We start from the raw sequence: 21873 nt of genomic DNA, 5'->3' as shown, positions 1-21873 counted from the left end.
TCTAAACCGATGCTGAGTAGCTTCTTAAGTGCCGCTAATTTGTAGTTTTTCTACAAAAAATGCAAGCTAGACAAAAGAATAAGTAATTTTCTTACAAAACTATGGCTCGCCTGATACTACTAAACAAACCGTTTAACGTTCTTTGTCAGTTCACCGACAAAAAAGGAAGGCCCACTCTGGCCGACTTCGTAACCACTCCTGGGGTGTATCCTGCAGGGCGGCTCGACTTCGACTCCGAGGGCCTGGTTCTGCTCACAGACTCTGGACCACTACAGGCAAGAATAGCTGACCCTCAGCATAAGATGACAAAAACCTATTGGGTGCAGATTGAAGGACGCCCCGATGATAACGAAATTAGCGCGCTTCGAAGTGGAGTCGTACTAAAAGATGGCCCAACACGCCCTGCCAAAGTGGTCATTATAGATGCGCCAGATGTATGGGATCGCAATCCTCCAATCCGCCATAGAGAAAACGACGTAACCACCTGGTTGCAAATCGAAATCTCAGAGGGGCGCAATCGTCAGGTCCGGCGTATGACAGCGCACATTGGATACCCCACTCTTCGTTTGATTCGAGCATCCATTGGCCCTTGGTCGCTGAATGGCCTCAACCGACCTGGCGACTCAAAGTCGGTAGAAGTACACATGCCAAAAGCTAGCAGTGAGCCGCGACGACCCGCCGCACGCTCAAACAGAGCGTCACGCCGCAACGTTCCTCACAAAAAACGGTAAGTTTCACAGCAAGCAGCTTCCACAGAAGCAGAAGCGCCCTCCAAGGATGCCTCACCCTGGCATTTCAGGTAAACTGCGCAGCTTGAATTTACCGGAGGCCTCATGACTGCCGAACGCTGGACACCGCATGCTACCGTAGCCACGATTATTACCAGGAATGATGAATTCCTGATGGTGGAAGAAATGAGCAATGGAGCGCGCGTCATCAATCAGCCAGCAGGCCACATTGAAAAAGGTGAAGCCGTCATTGATGCAGCCGTGCGTGAAACGCTCGAAGAAACCGGCTGGGAAGTAAAACCTACAGGTCTGCTTGGTCTCTACACATACACTGCACCGGCCAATGGCGTGACCTACCATCGGTATTGCCTCATTGCTGAGGCGATCCGGGAGGTTCCAGGTGCTGAACTTGATGAAGGAATAATCGGCCCATCATGGATGTCTATTGATGCGTTACGAAATGCTGATAACCTTCGCAGCCCTATGGTCCTGACTTGCGCTGAGGATTATCTGTCACGCGAACATTACCCGTTAGATCTGATTATTGAGCACCCCTGAATGACAGACACATCCAACACTAAAGTCATCGTCGGCATGTCTGGCGGTGTCGACTCATCCGTTTCTGCCTACCTGCTGCTCCAGCAGGGCTACCAAGTAGAAGGTCTGTTCATGAAGAACTGGGATGAAGACGATGGGACGGAATACTGCACCGCAAAAGAAGACCTGGCAGACGCTCAACAGGTCTGTGACACGCTTGGCATCAAACTCCACCAAGCGAACTTCGCCGCAGAGTACTGGGACAACGTATTCGAGCACTTTCTGCATGAATACAAAGCAGGCAGAACACCTAATCCTGACATCCTCTGCAATCGCGAAATCAAGTTCAAAGCCTTCCTTGAGTATGCCAAAGTGCTGGGCGCCGACCTTATTGCGACCGGACACTATGTGCGCAGAGGGCAGCGTGGTGACGATACGGTTCTACTGAAAGGACTCGACGGCAACAAGGATCAGAGCTACTTCCTGCATGCCGTGGGTGGCAAGGAGATTGCCATGACACTCTTCCCTGTTGGTGAACTGGAAAAGCCAGAGGTGCGACGCATAGCAGAAGAGAACGATCTGGTAACAGCATCGAAGAAAGATTCCACGGGTATTTGTTTTATCGGTGAGCGACGTTTCAAAGACTTTCTCAAGCAGTACCTTCCTGCACAGCCAGGTCGCATAGAAACACCAGAAGGTGAAGACATTGGCCAGCACAGCGGTTTGATGTACCACACTCTCGGCCAGCGTCAGGGGCTTGGCATTGGCGGCCTGAAGAATCACCCGGACGCTCCTTGGTTTGTTGCCGGCAAGGACCTTGAGCGGAATGTACTGATTGCAGTACAGGGAAAAAACCACCCTCTGTTATTTACCGACTGGCTGACGACCTCCGAGGTGTTCTGGGTGAACGCGGCGCCCGACACACCACTGCGCTGCAAAGCAAAAGTCAGATATCGCCAGGATGATCAAGACTGCATCATTGAAACATCCGGTGATGGATTCAGAGTGACTTTCGACAAGCCTCAGCGCGCTGTCACCCCAGGTCAGTCCGTCGTGTTTTACCTCGACGACCTATGTTTAGGCGGTGGCATTATTGAGGCAACAGGAAACAACTGATGACGACACAACAAAAAGAACAAACCATCGCGCTTGCTGCTGTTTTCCAGGCGGCGTCACTGGTCGAAGAGCTGGCTCGAACCGGGGATGTTTCCAGCGAAGCGACTCAGCCTATGATCGACAGCCTCTTCGTCCAGAATCCGGATAACTTCGATAGCATATACGGCGAATCAGCCGAAGGCCTTGGCCGAGGTCTCGAAACCTTGCTAACGGTCAGTGATAAGAGTTCCGGACAAATCAGCCCCGATGTCACCCGCTACGCATTGAGCCTGCTTCACCTCGAAAGAAAACTGAGCAAAGCACCGGGAATGCTGGATGCACTCGGTCAGGGTATACAGCAGGCGTCTCGTCAGGCTGATCATTTCTCCAACACTCATCCGAATACGATTGCTGCGCTGGCGGATTTATACAAGCAGACGCTGAGTCAACTGAGCTTCAGAATTCGGGTGACGGGCAACCCAACGTATTTGCAGAATGCCGCAACCGCAGACAAGGTGCGCGCCATTCTGTTGTCCGGTATTCGCGCTGCCATTTTATGGCGCCAGGTCGGCGGACGCCGCTGGCAGCTACTCTTCAGTCGCCGACGCTACTCTGACATCTGTCGCGACCTGCTGACTGAATCGGACCACAATTCATGAGTATTAACCGCCGCTTCAGCACCGCCCCTATGATGGACTGGTCAGATAAGCATTGCCGCTATTTCTGGCGACAGCTGACCAAAGACACACTGCTCTATACAGAGATGGTTACGACCGGTGCCCTGATTCATGGCAATCGCGAGCGTTTTCTCGAGTATAACGATATTGAGCATCCAATCGCTCTGCAGCTGGGTGGTAGCACCCCGTCCGAACTTTCCACCTGTGCAAAGTACGCCGAAGAATGGGGCTACGACGAAGTAAACCTCAACGTAGGTTGCCCGAGTGATCGTGTTCAGAACAATATGATCGGTGCATGTCTGATGGCCCACCCATCACTGGTGGCAGACTGTATCAAGGCGATGCAGGACAGCACCTCGATTGATGTGACGATTAAACATCGAATCGGCATCGACGATCAGGATAGCTACGAAGAAATGCGAGACTTCGTCGGCGTCGTAGCCGAGACAGGCTGTCGTACATTTATCGTGCATGCCCGCAAAGCGATTCTCCAGGGGCTTTCTCCAAAAGAAAACCGCGAAGTACCACCCTTACGCTACGACGACGTTTATCGACTGAAACGTGAGTTCCCTGACCTTGAGATTATCGTTAACGGCGGCATAAAAACTCACGCCCAGATAGAAGACATTCTTCCGAACGTTGATGGCGTAATGCTTGGTCGTGAGGCCTATCAGAACCCTTCGATTCTGCTCGACGCAGACCAGCTTTACTTCGACAGAGAAGCGAACGAGAGATCGGCAAAGGATGCCGTCAGGGCATTGTACCCATACATTGATACTCTGCTAGCAAAAGGCGCCCCGCTCCACTATGTCAGTCGCCACATTCTTGGTTTGTTCAATGGTAAGCGAGGAGCGAGACTGTTCCGCAGGTTCCTGAGCGAGCGCGCCCATCTACGTGAGTCCGGAACTGAGGTTCTTGAGGAAGCTCTGCAGCTGGTCGATTAAATTACTCGGCCATCGCTCCGAACTTCTCACGAGCGTCGCTGAGGCCGCCGACGTTTGTCACATTGGTGTAGCCTTCAGACTCCAGAGCTCTCTTGGCGATACCCGCCCGGTTGCCTGAGCGACAATAGAGATAGATTTCGGCGTTTTTGTCTTCGACCAGACTCGAAATCTGGTCAACAACCTCCCCATGAGGGACGTTGATAGCCGCTTCCAGATGCCCGGCATTGAACTCTCCCGGTGTTCTTACGTCCAACCAGACAGGTTCACCAGCCCATGATGCTGCCGAGAGAAACAATAATGCGATTGCAGTGATTACTTTCATAAGTAGTTCCAATTACCTGTTTTGTATAGTCTTTTACCTTTCTCAACGTTGTTGTCAATTGACCTTCACCTTGAGTTCCTACACTCTAAGATAAGTCAGACACATTCACATTACCAGCCTGGAATATAGAAATGAGCAAACTGGAAGCGCTACGAGGAATGACTGTAGTGGTCGCCGACACGGGCGACATTGAAGCAATCAAAACCCACAAGCCGGTAGATGCTACTACCAACCCTTCGCTCATTCTGAAGGCAGCTGCCATACCGGCTTACCGCCCTCTTCTGGAAAAGGCGGCTCAATGGGCCTCTGCTGCAGATAACGGCGATTCCATGATTGAAAACGCATGTGACTATCTGGCCGTAGCCATTGGCAAAGAAATACTCAGTATTATCCCCGGCCTTATATCGACTGAAGTTGATGCCCGACTCTCCTTTGATACCGATGCCACGATCGCTAAAGCGAAGAAGCTGATCTCAATGTACGAGACAGAGGGAGTTCCGCGCGAACGCGTTCTCATCAAAATAGCCTCGACCTGGGAAGGCATACAGGCTGCGCGCAAGCTTGAGTCGGAAGGTATTACCTGCAATCTCACTCTGCTTTTCAACTTCCATCAGGCGATCGCTTGCGCAGAAGCTGGAGCGACGCTTATTTCGCCATTCGTTGGGCGCATTCTCGACTGGCACAAGTCGAAACTGCCAGACGCTGACTTCTCGGGCGACCTCGATCCTGGGGTTCAGTCGGTCGCACGGATTTACCGCTATTACAAAACCTACGGTCACAAAACCGTCGTCATGGGTGCCAGTTTCCGCAATACTGGCGAAATTGAGGCCTTGGCTGGCTGTGACAAGCTCACCATCAGTCCGGACTTGCTGTCAGAACTCGCAGCTGACGACGCCCCACTGGTTCGTCGCCTTGAGCCCGAGCTGAGCAGTGCCGACGAAGAAATCACCGTCGATGAAGCTACGTTCCGTTGGGCGATGAATGAAGATGCCATGGCGACAGAAAAATTAGCTGATGGCATCCGCAGGTTTGCGGCCGACCAGCAGCTTCTTGAACAGCAATTGATTGAGTTACTATGATCCGGAAGTTTTTTGAAAAGCTCACCGCTGAGCGTTACGAGCCTGAACCAGAAGACTCAGCCATCGCTGCGGCGGTTCTTATGACTGAGATCATAAGGGCCGATCACGATGTTGATGACGCCGAAAAAGAGGCCATGAAGTCGGCACTGAAAAGCCTTATTCCTGAACGGGACGTAGATACTCTGCTTAGCGAAGCGTTCGATACCGTTGATGTATCGAACGATCTGCAGCGGTTCACGTCAGCGATACATGAACAGTGGAGTAACGAGCAGAAACTGGAGTTGTTGATATCTCTTTGGCGAATCGCATACGCTGACAATGATCTCGACAAGTACGAAGAGCACATAATTCGCCGAATCGCAGACCTCCTGTACATTTCGCACTCTGACTTTATTAAGGCAAAAATAACAGCACGTGATCACTGAACTAAAAACGTGCTTTGACAACCTCAAGGCACGCTTAAGTGAACTAAACAACCACCTCACTACTGAGCGCCCTCGTCATTTCTACCCGATGACAGGTGCAGAACGTGCTATCAATTCAGAACCCCTTCACTGGGTGAACGATCATCTTTCTGACCTCTGGTACATGAATCATGAGCAGGATGGACGAACAACCCGGAGTCGTCACGGGGTGATTCTGGCCAGCCCGACAACGCAAGTTCTGATAGCCGAAGTAAACGAGTGCAAGGAGGCGTTCTCTCAAATATCTCGCCAACTCAGAGCCGGCTCTGACACACACCTTAAAGACGCCCTCTCAACACTCGATGTGCACGGATCATCCTTCCGCAATCTACTTGGCAACACGAATGAATTGCGTCGCATACACCTGAAACAATGCTCCAGAAACCTCGTATTGCTAGAGGAGGCGCCTGTCAGTTGCCGCTTCACCTGGTACTCACATGGTCGCAGTATCAAACGGATCACTGCCCGGGAGGCCGAACAGGCGCTGCTCGACATCGGTGAAGAAAAACCTCACGTACAAACTCAGTTGAAGATCTTAGGGAACTTACCTGCCGGAGTGAAACTGGCTCAGGTGCAAACATTAGCTCCGACCGTTCGTGCAAACATTGTATTCCTAGCGGGTCGACGGTCTATTAACTGCTCTCTTCCCATGTTTGTCGCTACCGACAACCCTTACGGAGAACTTCCGAAGATCAAAGACGTGCCATTGACGCCGCCCGAAGGGCGCACAAGGAAAAGCAGAGGAGATAACAGAATTAGCGAGGCGCCTGTTTTACCAAGCCTCCGAGTACACACTTACGATTGAAGGCTGACCCCGCTCACGGGGCCAGACATTCGTTATCAGAGCCTGTTAAGACCATTGAGAGCTGCAACCCGATAAGCTTCTGCCATTGTCGGATAGTTGAAGGTAGTATTCACAAAGTATCGAAGCGTATTCCCTTCACCCTTCTGGTTCATAATGGCCTGACCGATGTGCACGATTTCAGCAGCCTGGTCACCAAAACAATGAATACCCAGCAATTCGAGCGTCTGTCGATGGAAAAGGACCTTCAGCATACCGACCCCTTCACCGGTAATTTGCGCTCGTGCGATATTCTTAAAGAATGCCTGTCCTACTTCGTATGGGATTTTCTCTTCGGTCAGCTGGCGTTCGTTCTTACCAACCGATGAAATCTCCGGAATGGTATAAATCCCAGTAGGAACCTCATCGACGAACCGGAATTCTTCCGGAGACGAAATAATAGCCGCAGCAGCACGCCCCTGATCGTAAGCAGCCGATGCCAGTGCCGGCCAGCCAATAACATCACCAATGGCGTAAACATGCGGAACTGCGGTACGGTATTCACCATCGACATCTACCTGGCCGCGACTGTTTGTTTCAAGACCCACGTTCTCAAGGCCAAGACCTGCTGTGTTACCAGAGCGACCAGCAGCCCACAGAAATGCGTCCGCCTTTACTTTCTTACCCGAAACCATGGTCATAGTAACGTGACGGTCGTTTGCCTCGACTGACGAGAATTGTTCGCTGTGACGAATCAATGCCCCTTTATCGCGCAGATGATAGCTCAAAGCATCAGAAATCTCATCATCCAGGAAGTTGAGCAGACGATCACCAGGATGGATCAGGTCGACTTTCACACCCAACCCTGAAAAGATCGAGGCGTATTCACAACCAATAACACCGGCGCCGTAAATGATGATGGTACGAGGGGTATGCTCAAGATTCAGGATAGTGTCCGAGTCATAGATGCGAGGGTGATCAAAATCGATACCCTTCGGGCGCCAGGGGCTTGAGCCAGTGGCTATAACGAATTCATCGGCCGTAAGACGGGTATTAGCCTGAGCACCCACCATCACGTCAAGCGTATGGTCATCAACGAACTGTGCCTTGCCAGTGTACACACTGACGCGATTACGCCCGTAGAACTCAGTGCGCAGCTTAACCTGCTTGGCTATGACCTTTTCGGCACTTTTCAAGACCTGAGGAAATGAGAACCAACGAGGCTCACCGATTTCCCGGAACATCGGATTGGTATTGAACTGGATAATCTGTTTAACCGCGTGACGGAGCGCTTTAGACGGAATGGTACCCCAGTGTGTACAGTTACCACCGACCATCTTTTTGTCTTCTACGACTGCGACTTTTTTACCTTTCTTGGCCGCATTCATCGCAGCCCCTTCACCCGCCGGGCCTGCACCTATGATGACGACGTCGTAATGATATTCCGCCATGAATCTAAAACTCCGTTATAGCAATCAGTTATGTCTATTGTAGGCAATAATGAATGAACTGCTGGATTAGCGCTTAGTCGCATCATAAAAATCGGCGCCATCAGATGTCTTGGCTGCCTCTTTGCTCTCTTTTTCGCAACGCGACTTATCGCCACCACAGACATCACAAGCCTGCTCCATGCCGATGGCGCTCATACCACCACACGAACCTGAAATTGGCTTTCGCCCCATAATCACTCCAATGGCCATGGCAGCGACAATGGTGAGCATAACACCGAAGGCAACAAGAATTGTCGACATAATCAAACTCCAAAAATAGTACCGATGATCAATGGCCTGTGGTGCCGAACATCCGGTTAAATGCTGATGAGGAGGCTTCTTTGAAACCGTCACCATCACGAATAATAAAATAGGCTGGAAGGTCATTTGCCTCAGCCAGTGCCATGGCCGCCTCTGGCCCGGCCACATTAAGAGCCGTTGCCCACGCGTCTGCCAGTGAGCACGTAGGAAGAATAACACTGACTGACGCCAGGCCGTGACGAATTGGATAACCCGTCAGCGGATCAATAGTGTGTGAATACCGTTGACCATTTTCTTCAAAATAGTTCCGGTAGTCTCCCGATGTGGCGACCGCATTATCTCCGGGGGCGATGATCTTCTGCGCCGAGCGCCCCACCTCCATCACCGGGCGTTCAATAGCGATGCGCCAGTCACCAGAAGGTTTCGCACCACGAATACGAACCTCGCCACCGATTTCAACAAGGTAGTCGTTGATCTCCATGGCTTCCAGTAATAACCCTATGTCATCAACAGCCCAGCCTTTGGCGACCGCTGACAGGTCGATATACAAAGGGGCACTCATCTTAATTTCATTTTTTTCTTTATCGAGCGATAACTTATCCATCCCTACGTTATCTAGTAGTTGGTCTACTTCCGCCTGACTAGGCAGCCCTTCCCGCTCTTCAGGACCGAACCCCCAGAGATTGACCAGCGGGCCAACAGTCACATCAAGACGCCCCATACTGTAGCGATTGATGTAGCTGGCATCCTGAAGGACAGACATAAGTTCAGGACTAACATTAACCGCCTTGCCGACCAGGGTTTCTGAGGTTTCATTTAACCGTGACAGCTCGGAGTTTCTTTCATAAGTAGAAAAGACCGCAATCAGATGCGCCAGTCTGTCTTCGACCTGTTCATGCACCTCTGTAGGCGTTGCCTCACCACCAAACCAGCTGATGTGATACTGCGACCCCATTGTGAAGCCGGAAATGCGACGAAGTTCTGGCTGTGGTTCAGAGCAGGAAGCGACGAGAAACGTACTGACTAAGACAGCGATCACTGCCAGAAGGTGCTTATTCATTGATACAAAGCCTTTCATCATGATTGTGCGAAGTATACAGAGTGACTGTAACTTCCACCACGACAGCTCCCCCTTTTCGTCCTTATAGCCGAAAGCTTGGAAAGGATTACAAAATGGAATGACACAATAACTTAACAGTTATATTCGATTCGCTGGGCATCATATATAATGAGACTGAGAATTACTTTTGAAACGAAACGCCGAGTACGAGACACCATGTTGAAGAATTCAGAGTCGAACAATGCAGAGCCGAGCAATGCTGAACCCATGTCAGATGAAATGCTAGAGCTGATTGCTCAGCGATTCAGACTCCTCTCAGACCCAATGCGCCTGAAAATTCTTCATCAACTTCAGAGTGGCGAAAAATCAGTCACTGAACTGGTCGAAAATACCGGCGCATCACAGCCTAACGTTTCCAAACACCTGTCTACGTTGCGCACGCACGGCCTTGTGAAGCGCCGCCAGGAAGGTAACATGGCATTTTTCAGCATCGCCGCACCGTTTATATTTGATGTCTGCAACACGGTCTGCGACAGCATGAAAACGGAATGGGAGCAGCGCTCTAATCTTCTGGGTAGCTGATTAGCACTTAGCCTGATAACAGGCCTCAAACTAGGAAGGGAGTGACCAGATAGTGCGTGCTCCCTGCCTGACATGCTCTATGTAACCATCCGAAGACCAATCATCCAGCACGCGTCTGAACTGGTTTCTCTCAACCCTGACACCATCCACCGCGTGACTTCCAGGGTTGTCAGACAACAATCTGGCCTTCACTTCGGCCGTCAGTACCTGTTCCATGTGCGCTCTCAGACGATCTTCGCTGGCACCAAGCCGCAACAATGGCAAAATACTGCGCCATATTCTGTCTGTCTTCATCGGTACTTTGATCAGCTGATGTGCAAGATTTCCGCCGCGATAAACGTTGGCTTGAGCAATCAGCTCAATGTCTTTTCTGGGAGGCGTCCCGACAGGAGTGACCTTAGCGGGAATTGAGCGGGTCGATAGCTGCACCGTCGAGCTTTCTTCGCTCATGCCCGTCAGCGCCCTAACATCACGATCCCAGTTTTTGAGCAAGGTTTTCACGTGTACAGTCAGCTCATCCAGCAAGTGCCAGATCTTGCCAGAGACCTGACTTCGGACCTGCTGTCGCAGCTCTTGCAGTCTGACGTCGCTGCTGCGGTTCCCTTCCATGCCAGTCTGCATCAGATAATAGACCGGTTTATGAAGGGATTGAGCATACACCAGCTCGCGATGCTGAAAGCTGATGCCCGTCGGCGTCGTCGGACCGTAGCTTTCGCCAAGCAGCAGCAAAAAAGTATCTGCTTGAGCAATCTGCCGTTTTACCAACTCCCAATCGTACTGCGCGTAACGCCCATCCCAGGCAAGGCCGGAACCGACGGCACCCGCCAGGGCGATATGTCGATCCACCTCGAAGCGCGCTGCAGCATCATCCGGCAGACTGGATACGTAGATCAGGAGATAGTCTTTTTTCGGCATTTCCGTACGAAAATAGGGTTCTGTGAAGCGGCCAACTATAACAGCCCCGACAGATTCAGAACATAGATAATCGTCGTCACCGTCACACCTGACCCAAGTGTCGACAAGGCAATAATATCGGCTGTGAGTCGAGCATCTGCATTCATGCTCTTAGCCATAACAAACGCAGCAGCAGCCGTAGGGGACGCAAACATCAGCGCAACAACGCCCAGAGAAGCGCCACTAACCCCCAAACTAAAGGCCGAAAAAACAACAACGGACGGCAGAATCACAAGTTTCAATGCTACCGCAAGCCAAACCACAGGGTCGACGACCAGGGCCCTGCTCATTGTCAGAGATGCACCAATACCGATCAACGCCAATGGCAGCGTCAGCCCTGCCAGGATTTCGCCCGTCTGCAAAAGAACCTGAGGAAGCAGAAGTTCCGACAGACGAACCACGCTCGCCAGCCCTATGGCGATAATGAGAGGGTTGCGGAGAGTCGTCATCAATTGCTGCCCCCAGGAGATTTCCTTATCCCCTGACGCCAACACCCACACCGAAAGCAGATTGTATACCGGAGTAACGACCGCCAGTACCAGCGCCCCCAGTATTGCGCCCTCTTCCGGATACGCATTAAGACAGAGGGCCAGCCCGATAATACCGAGATTAGAGCGAAAAGCCCCCTGAACAAAGGCTCCGTGTCGCGCAGCAGGCACACGAACAAACCTTGATACACACCAGACAAGAGCGAACGCGCCGAGCGCCGCCCCCAGCGAAAACCACACCAGTGGTAAATGCTGGGACACTGACATGTCCGCTGTCACAATCGCCAGGAACATAAGTACCGGCAGAGACACATTAAAGACAAGCCGTGAAGAGGTAGTCACAAAGGCATCATCAATATGCTGTTTGTGACGTAAGTAAACCCCAAGCACGACAAGCAGGACGACCGGGGCTGTGATGGACAGAGTTTGAATAAGCAGAGAGATATACATGACGCGGAGTATACACCCGATGAAAACAGCATGTGACTCCGGTAGAATGGGACATCATTTTTTCGAAGTAGTCACCATGACACGTAAAAAGAAGACCCGCTCTCTGTCTCGCATCCATCAGGTGAAGACCGGCAGTATCAAGAAATTGAAGCGAGAGGCCGGTACCGATCGGCAAAGCGGCAAGCGCACCAGCAAGAAGAACAAATCTGTTTTTGAGAAGTTTCTTGAATCCAATCCGGATGCAAAGAAGCAACTGAAAGCGGATCAAGAGGCGGCCGCCCGCAAGAAAGAGAACACGCAGCGCAATGATTCGCAAAAAGATCGCGAAGACAAGCGTGAAGAAGAGAAGAGAGAGCGCGACCCTGACCTTCTCAGCCTACTTGATAACAACAAGCGCGACGAAGATCTGTACTGATGCCCCACTGGCCTGAAGCCGATCTGGCACTTCGCTGCTATCCCGAAGTGCCAGCAAACATCAGCATGCCCTGGGATGCTGCTGACGGATATATGCTCAACGAGTCTGATGCACCAGTCAGACTAATTTTAAATGATCGGTACGGTGCCCTGTCCTGCGCATTCCCCGAAGCGCAGGTATGGCATGACAGTTTTTGTGCGCGAATAGCGACGCAACAGAATCGCCTCGAAAACGGCCTGCCCGAAGCCACTTTTCTGGAGTACCCAGATTTTTCAGATGCCGACCGTCTGGACAATGTGAGTTCGCGAGACACTCAAGTACTGGTCCGGATACCCAAGCAGAAAGAGCAGCTATCTGCGCAGCTCTACTACCTGGCAAAAGTATATCCAGACGCCACGATTCTTCTTGCCGGAATGGCCAAGCACATACCTATTCCACTATTGAACTGGCTTGAGGAGAAGGCGGAGCATTACGAACAACTGCCGGTTGTCCGCAAAGCGAGGCTAGTCAAATTACGCGGCCTCAGTAAGTTTTCTGACGTCGCCCCTGTGACCCGACGCTACGATATCTCTGGATTTTCTCTGTCAGCACCTGCGGGCGTATTCTGCGGCGACAGGCCCGACCCCGGCGCGCGAGCCCTACTTAAACACCTGCCGACAGGGCAGACCGGAACCATCTGCGATCTTGGGTGCGGCAACGGCATACTCTCGGCGCATATAGCGAAAAGTAACCCGCAAGCAACCCTGATAGCGACCGACGATTCTCAACTGGCGACACTGGCAGCAAGATCAAATCTTCAGGCTAACAACCTGCGAGGAGACGTACGACAAGGCAATATCCTGTCCTCCGTGGAAGAAACGCTCGACATGGTCATCTGCAACCCCCCGTTTCATGATGGCCACAAACAGTTAACCTCCATCGCAGAGAGTATGTTTCATGAGAGCTTCCATCAGTTACGCCAAGGCGGAGAGCTTCTTGTCGTTGCAAACCGCCACCTGCCGTACACAAAAGTACTGAAGCGACTATTTAAAGACGTAGCGCTTATTTCTGACGACAAACGCTTCAACATTTATCGCTGCGTTCGCTAATGCTTGTATTCCCACTGAACGGCCACAGCTGCGAAACAGACGTCAAAAACAGTCGATTTATCGCTGAAATACTTCCGATCACAGACCCAGAGATTACCAAGATACGGCAGCAGGCCCTCAAGGAGGCCCACCCCAAAGCTAATCATGTCTGTTATGGCTTTCGCGCCATAAACCCGGAAGGTCAGGTAGTCGAAGGGTTCAGTGATGATGGAGAGCCCGGCGGCACCAGTGGCCCACCCATATTGAAAGTGATGCAGCACCACAACGTAATCAACTGTGCAATTCTGATTACCCGGTACTTCGGTGGTATTAAACTGGGCATGGGCGGCCTTCAGCGCGCGTACGGCAGTTCTGCGTCGGACGCGATCATGAGCTTTGGCAAAGAAAATTGGGTGGAGTGGCGCCCCGTCAAGACGCTATGTATACGCTGCGATTTCAAAAATGAAGCTCAGGCCCGCTATATAGCGATAGAAGTCGGAGCCGCCGTTGAGGAAGAGCAATATTCGGAAACCGGGGTTGCTCTTACACTAACGGTCACAGAGGATCAGGAGACCCTTCTGCGAAATCACGGGGATGCCCGATTATTCGAAATAACATCAGGCACGCCGTAAGATTTCTGGAATATCTGCGCACATCTCACCCATCGGGTGAATGTTAATATTTCCTATGCCAGCGCCCGCCAGACGCTTGTATACATCACAGGGTGATGCCTCAAAACGCAGACACAATACCGACTTATCCGCACAGATGCGCCTGACTGAATGCACACGACAGACGCCAAGACTTTCCAGGTAGGTATTCTGTTCATCATTAGACGCGCGCAACTGCATTTCGAATTCCCGAAACCGGCCACTCTCATCCCTCAACTCAGCGAGTTCACGCTGACTGATCACACTCTCAAATCCCATCGGGGTGAGCTGATTAATATCGACTGATAGGTGTGTGCCGGATACATCTACCAGTGTAAGCTCAGTATTCATAGGCCTTGCCGCTTCACTGTACACATATTAGACAATAGACAACGCTGAGATTTATGCAAAGTCAAGACTACATGCCATGCCAGTTTGTAAAACGCGAACTGTCATACATGCTTCACCATGACCATGTGATCAAGCTCTCATTGCTACTTTTTCTGTACAATAAGCACCTACCCATTGATCACGGAGTTTAATACGTGTCATCCGATAACCTTCTAAGCCCGATCGCTCGAAGCACCTGGTGCCTGGCACTTGCCGATAGCTGCACCCCGCACTTAGCGCTCGAAGAAAGCGAGACAGGCGCAAGCTTTGAGCATTGGAAAAAAGCAACATCAAAACTCCGGGCTTTTATCTGTGGAGACCTGAAGTCAGAGTCTAATCTTGAGCGCTTCTACAACGCATTTTCTGACTGGGAAGCAACGTTCGAAAACACCGACTCGCTCAATGGGCGTATCGCCGCCCTGGTATTCTCAGCGACCCATACTGCCTTTGCCGCCCTTTTCGACGAAGACTCCGACGATACTGCGTTAATCCGAGGCAACATCAACGAACTGCATCAGGAGCTCGACGCACTGGGCGGTGATGGCGCAGGCCTGGCGAGCTACTGGCGCGACCTTGATAACGAGTGGACGGCAACACTGGCCAATGTTAAACAACGGCCTGTTTCTGCAACCGTACTCCGTACTTTGGCAGACACAGAGATCTCGCCTTTCGGCCTGACCGCCTGATACAGCGACGGCTGCCAGAAACGCCAAATTATGCTAGTCTCCGCGCTCGAATTTCCGCGGAGGCTACATCATGACTTTCACCCCAGAACTGCTCTCTCCGGCAGGTACGCTGAACAATATGAAATACGCGTTTGCCTACGGTGCAGATGCGGTTTATGCCGGGCAGCCGCGTTATAGCCTTCGCGTACGCAACAACGACTTCAATATGGAGAATCTGGCCACCGGCATTGAGTACGCCCACAATCTGGGCAAGCAGTTCTACGTCGCCAGCAACATCGCCCCGCACAACTCAAAAATTGCGACTTATATGCGCGATATTGAACCCGTCATTGAAATGAAGCCGGATGCGCTGATCATGTCCGACCCTGGCCTGATTATGATGGTAAAAGACAAGTGGCCAGATCAGGTGATTCACCTGTCGGTACAGGCGAACGTCGTTAACTGGGCCAGCGTCGAGTTCTGGCGTCGTCAGGGCGTCAGCCGGATCATTCTCTCGCGCGAGCTTTCCATCGAGGAAATTGCCGAAATCCGCGAAAAGTGCCCAGAAATGGAAATCGAAGTTTTCGTTCATGGCGCACTCTGTATCGCCTACTCAGGCCGCTGCCTGCTGTCGGGCTACATGAACCATCGCGACCCCAATCAGGGCACCTGCACCAACGCCTGCCGCTGGAAGTACGACGCCCACGAAGCAGAAGAAACCGCCGGTGGCGATGTCATCCCGAAAGGGGTGAACGAGTTCGACCCAACACTCGGGCGCGGTGCGACCTCGGATAAGATATTCCTGCTGCAGGAAGGCAACCGCCCTAACGAATACATGCCAGCGTTCGAAGACGAGCACGGCACCTACATCATGAATTCGAAAGACCTGCGCGCCATTCAGCATATCGAGAAGCTGGTCGAGCTGGGTGTTCACTCTCTGAAAATTGAAGGTCGTACAAAGTCGCATTACTACGTCGCCCGGACCGCACAGGCGTATCGCAAAGCCATTGACGACGCAGTCGCAGGCAGAGGCTTTGACCGAGGCCTGATGGATACCCTTGAGAACATGTCAAACCGCGGTTACACCGAAGGGTTCTTCCGTCGCCATGTGCACGATGAATACCAGAACTACGAACGCGGCAACTCGGCATCCGTTCATCAACAGTTTGTCGGTCAGGTGACCGACGTTCGCGATGGACGCCTGACCATTGAAGTGAAAAACCGCTTCCAGAACGGCGACACCGTGGAGCTGATGACCACCGCGGGCAATGTGACTTACACGTTGAATGATATCCGCGACACCGGTGGCAATCCGCGCGACGACGCACCGGGCTCCGGCTTTATTGTTACCCTTCCGGCAGACGGCCTTGAGCACTTGCCGATGAAGCGTGCCATGCTGATCCGCAACCTCCCAGATGCTCCAGACCAAAGCGCAGTGATCGCCGCCGAACAGGTGACGCCAACATCATGACTGAGGGTCGGCACACCTCACGGCGGGATACCCGCCACATACCGAACGACGGCCTGATCCCGCCGCTCTATATCGACGACGACATCATCGTCGTCAACAAGCCTGCCGGCCTGCTAAGCGTGCCGGGGCGGTACCTGAAGGACTCCTGCGTCAGTCGACTCGAGGAACGCTATGGCGAGATTCTGGTGATTCACCGGCTGGATCAGGACACCTCTGGCATTCTGGTGTTTGCCCGCGACAAAAAAGCGCTGAATACCGTCCAGCGCCAGTTTGAAGCCCAGACCACGCGCAAAGTCTACGAAGCGGTCGTGATGGGAGAAGTATCCGGCAATCAGGGGTGCATCAACCTACCCATCATCGTCGACTGGCCAAATCGTCCACGCCAGATGATCAGCCACACGGACGGCCGTTATGCACTGACACGCTGGCAAAAACTCTCTGTGGAGAACGGTAATACCCGCGTCGCGCTGTTTCCGAAGACCGGTCGTTCGCATCAGTTACGCCTGCATATGCAGCAGATCGGACACCCGATTGTTGGCGATACGCTTTACGCAGGCGATGCTGCGGAGTCAGAACCAAGACTTTGCTTGCACGCGAAAGAGCTGGATTTTGGTCACCCAGCAACGGGGGAGCGCATGGAGTTCAAATTGGAGCCCGGCTTTTAAACAGAGTCAGCAGTCAAAGCCACTGATCCTCCCGGCGAACCTCCCGCGCAAACGCCGATGAAAACGCTTTAAGGCGTGATTTCGCCAGGACATTTCGTCCCTCTGCGTTTCGGGTATAGATTAACTCTGCCGGCCCGACATACCGCTCCCAGTTTCGATGAAAGGCCTCAGCATTACTTTTATTCAAGGCCAGCTTCAGCGGTACTGCATGAAAGTCAGAGCGGCCATAACTACCCTTTCGTCTGATCAAGTACCTTGGTGAATCAATTGGGCTGACGACCTCAGCTAAAGCATCAGAAAACATAGACGATTCATAAAAGGTACCACCTAACATTCCAACAAAGTAGGTTCCATCTGCGTGCTTTATTCGCTCTACAAATAGCTGTTTCCTTGGGGTTTCGATGTATCCAGCCTCTGCGAGACTTGAGGCAACCGCTTCACCAATTTGTCCCAGAGAGAGGGTCGGCCGTCATCCTGGAAAATTCACCAAAGCTGGCCTAACCTACTGTTTTTATTGAAAATATCCGAGACAAGTTTTTAGGTGGCCGGTAAAACTCCCAAATTTAGCCACTTCGAATGCAAACCCCTGGCGCCACTCGATTTTTTGGAAATTACGCGCAATTACGCATGGTATGCGTAATTCGATATAACGCTGACTTCTGCTATCGATTTGCACCGCTCTTTGGGCTAAAATTGCGCAGCCGACCGGGTATGAGCCCTCTCTGTCGGAAAACAGCAATAGGGTCTGCGAAGCGCCTGAGGTGGCCAGCGATAAGAGCAAATACCCTACTGAGCCTGAGAGCAGCAGGTCATCCACTGGCTTCCGGGGTTTTACTTCTTTCTTCCAGTAAACGATTCATCATTTCTGTCTTAATTGAGATTTCCGTTTCCAGCTTGCCAATCGATACAGACGCCTGGGCTTTCCAGGCGAGCAGCTCTTCATTCAGCCTTTTAAGCTTATCGAGTTCCTCTGATTGTTTTTCGAGCTCGGATAGTTGGGTTTTGAGTGACTCGACTTCTGCTGATTTCGACTCCAAATTTGTTATTAGTTTGCGCTGCTCGGCTTCCAGCTTTGCAACCGTTTTCTGTGTGGCGCCAAGCTCAGCTGCCAATCTTCCGTTGTCTTTGTTCAGCTGCGTGATATCACCCTGCTTAACAGAAAGTGTTTGATTTAAAGTCCTGATTTCAGCTTGCAATTGCTGTACTTGGTGCTCATGTTTTCGTTGATCTTGCTCACGCTGATCCTTAACGGATTGCCGGTAATGCTCCATCGCTTCGCGGTTGTGACGATGCTTTTCTTCCAGTGACTCGATCTGAGCCTGCTTCTCGGCTAACAGTACTTGAAGCTTTTCGTTGGCTTGATTGGCTTTGGCAGCATTTGCTTTCAACGTTTCTTTGGCATCATGATCGGAGAGCACGACTTTCAGCTCACGCTCTTTTGTTTCTAAAGTGTTATTTGTGTTGGCAAGCGAGCTTTCGAGTTCTTGAATGCGATCGGTAAGTGACCTTACCTGGCTTTGATGCTTGGTTTGATGTTCTTCAACTAGAGATTGAGCCTCCTGGCGGAGCACTGAGGCAAGGCGTCCGACAAGCTCTTTTATAGGCTGGCTGAGCAGAGCCTCATCATCCAATCGAGCTGACGCCTCTTCTTCGATCTCGCGAAAATAACGATGGATTGTGGACCTAGAGCCGGTATTGCCCAGCTCTACGCGAATTGCGTCCCAAATCGATGACCGATCGGGAATTTTTTAAAATAGATTACTCTTTTTTCTTAAACGTAATGTTTATCGCTCTATCGGGCGTATTTATATATTGGTGGTATTCGAAAAAAGAAGGGTCGATGTCAGCAGATAGAAGTATTGGGGACTGGATATTGCTGGTGTTTACAATCATTGCTTATGCTTGGCTGGCGATTGGTTTGGTGGTGCTCCCACTTGCACAATAATGAATCCATAGTCACGAGAGTAGTCACATCTACAGAATACTTGCTCTAACAGCCACTTAAAAATGCCTAGAGGGAAACGTTATGCTTGATATAGCAGAAGAAAATGAACTGGTCCGAATTAAAGCCAGAGGTACGCCCGGAGGTTCAGATTATGATCGCTTCGTGCCGATTTTCGAGCGCATAGCGGCCAAGGAATCAGCTTCAGTTCCCATGCTCATCGAGCTCGCGTCCAACTTCTCCGGCTGGGACTTAAGCGGCCTTTGGCGCGATTTAAAGTTCGATGCGAAACACCAGGATAAGTTTGGCCGAATTGCTATCGTGGGTAACAAGAACTGGCAGGAATGGGGAACGAAGCTTTTCGACCCATTATTCCCCTCCGCTGAAATGCGCTTTTTTGACTCCAATGAAATAGACAGCGCTGAATTATGGGCGCGTGCTGGTCATGGAGATATTGCCTATGAGTGAAGCCAATTTTGATCTCGATTCGGCTGACAAGCGTCGCACGCTTTGGATTGTGCTCTGGCTAAACGTGGCTATCGCGGTGGGGTTCTTGGCGACGGGTTTTGTCGGTGACTCCAACGCGCTTATCGCCAACGGCCTTGATAACTCATCCGACGCTATTGTGTATGGATTAAGTCTGCTTGCCTTATCTCGTTCTCGCACGTGGAAGCGCGGCGCGGCACGTTTTTCCGGGATTATGCTATTAATCTTCGCCGGCGGCGTGGTGCTAGATGCGATTCGTCGCTATTTTGAGGGATCGGAACCTGCGGGCGCAATGATGATGACGATGGCTGTCATCGCAGCGGTGGTGAATCTTCTGTCACTCTACCTGTTGAAGAAATTGCAAAGTAAAGATGTAAATTTGCGCGCAGCGACCACTTTCAGCATGAATGATTTTGTCGCAAATGGCGGCGTGATACTTGCGGGCATCATTGTTATCTGGACAGGTTCAAATTTGCCGGACTTGCTGGTAGGGATCGCTGTTGCATGCATTGCACTCTATGGTGGCATCGATATTTTGCGGGATGCTCACATGGATAAACATGATGAGCATGGCAACAAGCATGGCGAATAAAGCAAGTATTTACGAGCATCACAAAAACGCAACGGCGATCAATACACTGATTCCACAAGGCGGCGGTGATCATTATCAAAACCATCGCCGTCCTGGAGAATAGATCGCCTGCCGGCAATACCCGAAAGTCATTTCATCCTCCAAAATGTTCGTATTAAAAAGCGCGAATAACTTTGCCCCCTATTCGGATTTATTGGTGGCTGACCGGCGAGAGTCTAGAGTGCTTTGTTGATCAAAGCGTCTATTTGCTCAATAGTCTTTTTGCCCCGTACGACCTTGCCATTAACAACAAACGTGGGCGTACCGATTATATCAAATTCTGTTTTGGCTTGCAGTTGCACGGCTATTATAGCTTGGTCTTGACTCGGATCATTGATGCAGGCATAAAAGTCTTCCTCATCTATGTTGAGGGCGGCAGCCTGCTGAATCAGCGCTCTGTCAACATCATCCGCCTCGGCCCAAGCTCCTACTCGCGCGAACAACACATCTAGCATCTTATAGTATAGGTCACCAGCACAGCGCGCAGCCACCGCGCCGCGTATTGCCGCATTGCTGGTTGGAAAATTACGATAGATAAAACGCACTTGGCCAGTATCGATATATCGTGATTGTATGTGCGGCAGTACTTCTCTGTGAAAATAGATGCAGTAGTCGCATGTTAACGAGCCGTACTCGATGATAGTCACCGGTGCCTGTACGCGGCCAAGCGCAACCTCGTCATCAGCAGTTACCGGATATACTGACAGCATCACAATGGTAAAAAGCAGAAATTGAATCCATAAAGTTGGTATTTTTTTCAAAAGTATTTTCATTATATTTCCCTTGCTTTGAAGTTGCTGACGGCAATTTCAGGCCTCTGTTATTATAAATAATTTAGTACATCAGCTAATCGCCACGACGACTCAGCCGGAGTTAGCTACCCCGGCTTTCGCCGGGGTATGACAATTATTTGCTAACTTTGTTATCTCGGCGGTGGACCCACTGATACAGCACCGGAAGTACGAGCAAGGTCAAGATAGTTGAAGAGATAATCCCTCCAATCACAACTGTCGCGAGTGGTCGTTGAACCTCTGCACCGGTACCGGTATTCAGTGCCATCGGCACAAACCCCAAACTTGCGACAAGTGCCGTCATTAAGACTGGCCGTAGTCGGATCATGGCTCCGTCTACGATGGACTGGGTCAATTCTCCCGTCTCATGCCAAAGTTGACGTATGAAAGCGAGCATCACCAGACCATTCAAAACGGCTACGCCTGATAAGGCAATGAACCCAATGCCAGCAGAGATCGATAACGGCATATCACGTAAATACAGTGATAACACGCCACCAGTGAGCGCGAGGGGCACACCACTGAAAATAATCAATGCGTCTTTGAGTGATGCAAAAGCCATGACCAGTAAACCCAAAATCACCATCAAAGTGAGTGGCACCACAAGGGATAGTCGCTGACTGGCCGATTCCAACTGTTCAAAGGTGCCGCCGTAATCTAACCAGTAGCCTGGAGGGATATCGGCTTGTTCGTGAATTTCCTTTTTTACCTCACTAACAAAACTTCCCAGGTCTCGCCCGCGCACGTTTGCTGTTACCACAACACGTCGTTTCCCATTTTCTCGACTA

At 51.2% G+C, this 21873-nt stretch carries 27 protein-coding genes; 17 read left to right on the top strand and 10 right to left on the bottom strand.

Going from position 1 to position 21873, the window contains the following annotated elements:
• The first annotated feature begins 101 nt into the window (after positions 1 to 101).
• The 5 genes from B2R29_RS02770 (at position 102) to dusA (ending at position 3981) form a co-directional block, all read left to right on the top strand.
• Positions 102 to 731: a pseudouridine synthase gene (locus B2R29_RS02770; protein WP_301179683.1), complete on the top strand. Its 630-nt coding sequence runs from the start codon at positions 102 to 104 to the stop codon at positions 729 to 731.
• A gap of 102 nt (positions 732 to 833) precedes the next feature.
• Positions 834 to 1286, top strand: a complete 453-nt coding sequence (locus tag B2R29_RS02765) for an NUDIX hydrolase (protein ID WP_301179682.1) — start codon at positions 834 to 836, stop codon at positions 1284 to 1286.
• Positions 1287 to 2381, top strand: coding sequence for a tRNA 2-thiouridine(34) synthase MnmA (mnmA, locus tag B2R29_RS02760; RefSeq protein WP_301179681.1), 1095 nt, complete (start codon positions 1287 to 1289; stop codon positions 2379 to 2381). It begins immediately after the preceding gene.
• Complete coding sequence (hflD, locus tag B2R29_RS02755) at positions 2381 to 3019, top strand: high frequency lysogenization protein HflD (RefSeq protein WP_301179680.1); 639 nt, start codon at positions 2381 to 2383, stop codon at positions 3017 to 3019. The genes mnmA and hflD overlap by 1 nt, the downstream gene beginning before the upstream one ends.
• Positions 3016 to 3981, top strand: coding sequence for a tRNA dihydrouridine(20/20a) synthase DusA (gene dusA, locus B2R29_RS02750; RefSeq protein WP_301179679.1), 966 nt, complete (start codon positions 3016 to 3018; stop codon positions 3979 to 3981). Before hflD ends, dusA begins: the two co-directional genes overlap by 4 nt.
• 1 nt (position 3982) lies before the next feature.
• Here dusA and B2R29_RS02745 read toward each other — a convergent pair whose 3' ends face one another.
• Positions 3983 to 4303, bottom strand: coding sequence for a rhodanese-like domain-containing protein (locus tag B2R29_RS02745; RefSeq protein ID WP_301179678.1), 321 nt, complete (start codon positions 4301 to 4303; stop codon positions 3983 to 3985).
• 131 nt (positions 4304 to 4434) lie between these two features.
• On the opposite strand from B2R29_RS02745, the gene tal reads away from it, so the two are divergent.
• Genes tal through B2R29_RS02730 form a run of 3 tightly spaced genes read left to right on the top strand, consistent with a single transcriptional unit; the run spans position 4435 to position 6651 of the window.
• Entirely contained in the window at positions 4435 to 5382 is a 948-nt protein-coding gene (gene tal / locus B2R29_RS02740) for a transaldolase (RefSeq protein ID WP_301179677.1), read from the top strand.
• Entirely contained in the window at positions 5379 to 5807 is a 429-nt protein-coding gene (locus B2R29_RS02735; RefSeq protein ID WP_301179676.1) for a TerB family tellurite resistance protein, read from the top strand. The genes tal and B2R29_RS02735 overlap by 4 nt, the downstream gene beginning before the upstream one ends.
• The gene (locus B2R29_RS02730) at positions 5797 to 6651 is read left to right on the top strand and encodes a DNA replication terminus site-binding protein (protein ID WP_301179675.1); all 855 of its coding nucleotides are present in this window, start codon (positions 5797 to 5799) and stop codon (positions 6649 to 6651) included. Before B2R29_RS02735 ends, B2R29_RS02730 begins: the two co-directional genes overlap by 11 nt.
• A 35-nt stretch (positions 6652 to 6686) precedes the next feature.
• On the opposite strand, the gene sthA is transcribed toward B2R29_RS02730, so the two are convergent.
• From sthA to B2R29_RS02715, 3 genes are all read right to left on the bottom strand, one after another.
• The gene (gene sthA, locus B2R29_RS02725) at positions 6687 to 8078 is read right to left on the bottom strand and encodes a Si-specific NAD(P)(+) transhydrogenase (protein WP_301179674.1); all 1392 of its coding nucleotides are present in this window, start codon (positions 8076 to 8078) and stop codon (positions 6687 to 6689) included.
• A gap of 66 nt (positions 8079 to 8144) precedes the next feature.
• Positions 8145 to 8378, bottom strand: coding sequence for a (Na+)-NQR maturation NqrM (gene nqrM, locus B2R29_RS02720; RefSeq protein WP_301179673.1), 234 nt, complete (start codon positions 8376 to 8378; stop codon positions 8145 to 8147).
• 28 nt (positions 8379 to 8406) lie between these two features.
• Positions 8407 to 9438: an FAD:protein FMN transferase gene (locus tag B2R29_RS02715; protein WP_301179672.1), complete on the bottom strand. Its 1032-nt coding sequence runs from the start codon at positions 9436 to 9438 to the stop codon at positions 8407 to 8409.
• 216 nt (positions 9439 to 9654) lie between these two features.
• On the opposite strand from B2R29_RS02715, the gene B2R29_RS02710 reads away from it, so the two are divergent.
• Positions 9655 to 10020, top strand: coding sequence for an ArsR/SmtB family transcription factor (locus B2R29_RS02710; RefSeq protein ID WP_301179671.1), 366 nt, complete (start codon positions 9655 to 9657; stop codon positions 10018 to 10020).
• A gap of 30 nt (positions 10021 to 10050) precedes the next feature.
• Here the strand turns inward: B2R29_RS02710 and B2R29_RS02705 are convergent, their stop codons facing one another.
• Positions 10051 to 10935, bottom strand: a complete 885-nt coding sequence (locus tag B2R29_RS02705; protein WP_301179670.1) for a DUF4062 domain-containing protein — start codon at positions 10933 to 10935, stop codon at positions 10051 to 10053.
• Positions 10936 to 10970: 35 nt separating this feature from the next.
• Positions 10971 to 11912, bottom strand: coding sequence for an AEC family transporter (locus B2R29_RS02700; RefSeq protein ID WP_301179669.1), 942 nt, complete (start codon positions 11910 to 11912; stop codon positions 10971 to 10973).
• A 19-nt stretch (positions 11913 to 11931) separates the two neighbouring features.
• Here B2R29_RS02700 and B2R29_RS02695 point away from each other — a divergent pair, with 19 nt between their 5' ends.
• Genes B2R29_RS02695 through B2R29_RS02685 form a run of 3 tightly spaced genes read left to right on the top strand, consistent with a single transcriptional unit; the run spans position 11932 to position 14026 of the window.
• On the top strand, positions 11932 to 12327 hold the full coding sequence (locus B2R29_RS02695) for a hypothetical protein (RefSeq protein ID WP_301179668.1): 396 nt from the start codon (positions 11932 to 11934) through the stop codon (positions 12325 to 12327).
• Positions 12327 to 13415 carry a class I SAM-dependent methyltransferase gene (locus tag B2R29_RS02690; protein WP_301179667.1) on the top strand — a complete coding sequence of 363 codons (1089 nt, stop codon included), beginning with the start codon at positions 12327 to 12329 and terminating at the stop codon, positions 13413 to 13415. The genes B2R29_RS02695 and B2R29_RS02690 overlap by 1 nt, the downstream gene beginning before the upstream one ends.
• Positions 13415 to 14026 carry an IMPACT family protein gene (locus tag B2R29_RS02685; RefSeq protein WP_297532697.1) on the top strand — a complete coding sequence of 204 codons (612 nt, stop codon included), beginning with the start codon at positions 13415 to 13417 and terminating at the stop codon, positions 14024 to 14026. Before B2R29_RS02690 ends, B2R29_RS02685 begins: the two co-directional genes overlap by 1 nt.
• Here the strand turns inward: B2R29_RS02685 and B2R29_RS02680 are convergent.
• Positions 14012 to 14395 carry a hypothetical protein gene (locus B2R29_RS02680; RefSeq protein WP_301179666.1) on the bottom strand — a complete coding sequence of 128 codons (384 nt, stop codon included), beginning with the start codon at positions 14393 to 14395 and terminating at the stop codon, positions 14012 to 14014. The genes B2R29_RS02685 and B2R29_RS02680 overlap by 15 nt on opposite strands.
• Positions 14396 to 14589: 194 nt before the next feature.
• Here B2R29_RS02680 and B2R29_RS02675 point away from each other — a divergent pair, with 194 nt between their 5' ends.
• The 3 genes from B2R29_RS02675 to B2R29_RS02665 all read left to right on the top strand — a co-directional run bounded on the left by B2R29_RS02675 (position 14590) and on the right by B2R29_RS02665 (position 17235).
• On the top strand, positions 14590 to 15120 hold the full coding sequence (locus B2R29_RS02675; protein WP_301179665.1) for a hypothetical protein: 531 nt from the start codon (positions 14590 to 14592) through the stop codon (positions 15118 to 15120).
• Between the two features lie 70 nt (positions 15121 to 15190).
• Positions 15191 to 16570, top strand: coding sequence for a tRNA 5-hydroxyuridine modification protein YegQ (gene yegQ, locus B2R29_RS02670; RefSeq protein ID WP_301179664.1), 1380 nt, complete (start codon positions 15191 to 15193; stop codon positions 16568 to 16570).
• Positions 16567 to 17235 (top strand): RluA family pseudouridine synthase, encoded by a 669-nt coding sequence (locus B2R29_RS02665; protein WP_297532691.1) that lies wholly within the window; start codon positions 16567 to 16569, stop codon positions 17233 to 17235. Before yegQ ends, B2R29_RS02665 begins: the two co-directional genes overlap by 4 nt.
• 809 nt (positions 17236 to 18044) lie before the next feature.
• Here B2R29_RS02665 and B2R29_RS02660 read toward each other — a convergent pair.
• Positions 18045 to 18950, bottom strand: coding sequence for a DNA-binding protein (locus tag B2R29_RS02660; RefSeq protein ID WP_301179707.1), 906 nt, complete (start codon positions 18948 to 18950; stop codon positions 18045 to 18047).
• A gap of 311 nt (positions 18951 to 19261) precedes the next feature.
• On the opposite strand from B2R29_RS02660, the gene B2R29_RS02655 reads away from it, so the two are divergent.
• Both B2R29_RS02655 and B2R29_RS02650 read left to right on the top strand, forming a co-directional pair.
• A complete protein-coding gene (locus tag B2R29_RS02655) occupies positions 19262 to 19645 on the top strand; it encodes an STAS/SEC14 domain-containing protein (protein WP_297532687.1) in 384 nt (127 codons plus the stop codon).
• Complete coding sequence (locus B2R29_RS02650; RefSeq protein ID WP_068436093.1) at positions 19638 to 20255, top strand: cation diffusion facilitator family transporter; 618 nt, start codon at positions 19638 to 19640, stop codon at positions 20253 to 20255. The genes B2R29_RS02655 and B2R29_RS02650 overlap by 8 nt, the downstream gene beginning before the upstream one ends.
• A 215-nt stretch (positions 20256 to 20470) precedes the next feature.
• Here the strand turns inward: B2R29_RS02650 and B2R29_RS02645 are convergent, their stop codons facing one another.
• Together B2R29_RS02645 and B2R29_RS02640 are read right to left on the bottom strand one after the other, a co-directional pair.
• Positions 20471 to 21067 (bottom strand): DsbA family protein, encoded by a 597-nt coding sequence (locus tag B2R29_RS02645; protein WP_301179663.1) that lies wholly within the window; start codon positions 21065 to 21067, stop codon positions 20471 to 20473.
• A 133-nt stretch (positions 21068 to 21200) separates the two neighbouring features.
• Positions 21201 to 21873, bottom strand: a 673-nt coding sequence (locus B2R29_RS02640) for an efflux RND transporter permease subunit (protein WP_301179662.1), incomplete at its 5' end; no start/stop codon positions are given.

Origin of the sequence: Thalassolituus sp. UBA3500 (assembly GCF_002377545.1) — a bacterium.
Classification (GTDB): Bacteria; Pseudomonadota; Gammaproteobacteria; order Pseudomonadales; family Oceanobacteraceae; genus Thalassolituus.
The sequence above is the reverse complement of the archived record's forward strand: the minus strand, read 5'-3'. Positions and strand labels throughout refer to the sequence as shown.